Origin of the sequence: Streptomyces phytophilus (assembly GCF_013870535.1) — a bacterium.
Classification (GTDB): Bacteria; Actinomycetota; Actinomycetes; order Streptomycetales; family Streptomycetaceae; genus Streptomyces; species Streptomyces phytophilus.
This window is the reverse complement of record NZ_JACBXC010001472.1, coordinates 1-1,368: the sequence shown is the minus strand read 5'-3', so window position 1 is coordinate 1,368 and position 1,368 is coordinate 1. Positions and strand designations below refer to the sequence as shown.

Genomic DNA, 1,368 nt, shown 5'->3' with positions numbered 1-1,368 from the left:
GCGGCACGCCCTGCGCGCGGGCGGCGATGGCGGCGCCCGCGATGCGCGCCTGGTACTTGCCCTGGTGGGTCAGCAGCGCGCGGTGGTTGACGTCTCCGACCGCGTACAGCCACTCGCTGCCCTCGACGCGCAGGCTGTCGTCCACGGCCAGCCAGGAGCCGGGCTCCAGGTCCACGGTCTCCAGCCCGATGTCGCCGGTACGGGGCGCGCGGCCGGTGGCGAAGAGGATCTCGTCGGCCTCGATGGTGTCGCCGGCATCGGTGGTCGCGCGGACGGTGCCGTCCTCGCGGACGACGGAGGTGACGGAGGTGCCGGTACGGATCCGCGCGCCGGCCTCCGCCAGCGCCTCGGCGACCAGTTCGCCGGCGAAGGGCTCCATGCGGTCCAGCAGCCCGCCGCCGCGGACCAGGACGGTGACCTCGGAGCCGAGCGCCTGCCAGGCGGTGGCCATCTCGACGCCGACCACGCCGCCGCCCACGACGATCAGCCGGCCGGGGACGGTCGCGGAGCTGGTGGCCTCCCGGCTGGTCCACGGCCGGACGTCGGCGAGGCCGGGCAGGTTCGGCAGTACGGCGCGGCTGCCGGTGCAGACGGCGACGGCGTGCCGGGCGGTCAGCGTGCGCTCGGCGCCGTCGGCGTCGGTCACGGCCACCGTGCGCGGGCCGGCGAGGCGGCCCTTGCCGCGGTAGAGGTCGGCGCCGATGGAGTCCAGCCAGGCGACCTGGCCGTCGTCCTGCCAGTGGGAGGTGTACTCGTCCCGGTGGGCGAGGACCGCGGGCGCGTCGAGGTCGCCGGCCACCAGGCCGCTCAGCCCGGGCACCCGGCGGGCGTCGGCGCGCGCGATCACCGGCCGCAGCAGGGCCTTGCTGGGCATGCAGGCCCAGTACGAGCATTCGCCGCCGACGAGTTCGCTCTCGACGATCGCGGTGGACAGACCGGCGGCGCGGGTGCGGTCGGCGACGTTCTCGCCCACCGGACCGGCGCCGAGGACGACCACGTCGTACGCGAAGGATTCCGTTTCCGTCATGGGGCCAGTGTGGCCGGTGGGTGCGCGGGGGCGGAACAGCGGCCCGGCGGGGTGTGTCGCCCGCCGCTCACCGGAGGGTCCGGGGCAGCGAGAAGGCGGCGAACAGGGCGCCGGCCCGCGCCCCGTTGTAGTCGACGATCTCGGTGACGCAGCCGCCGGTGCCGGCGACGACCTCCAGCGCGAGCGCCCGGAAGGCGGTGTCGCCCGGGCGGCGGAGGTAGACGGCGACCGCGGGGCGGAGGTTCGCGGAGGTGAGGAGGAACCGGTAGTCACCGGGGGCGGCGTGCCGGCGGCGGCCTTCGGCGAACTCCTCCCGGCCCTCGTACCACAGCGGCCGGGGC

Annotated in this window: 1 protein-coding gene and 1 pseudogene; both read right to left on the bottom strand. The window is 76.4% G+C overall.

The window, feature by feature from the left end:
- Positions 1 to 1,027 (bottom strand): FAD-dependent oxidoreductase (locus H5J30_RS33465; RefSeq protein ID WP_181791502.1); only part of this gene is annotated, 1,027 nt, incomplete at its 3' end.
- Positions 1,028 to 1,094: 67 nt separating this feature from the next.
- Positions 1,095 to 1,368: pseudogene (locus tag H5J30_RS33460) on the bottom strand (RNA polymerase subunit sigma-70); the annotation flags it as partial.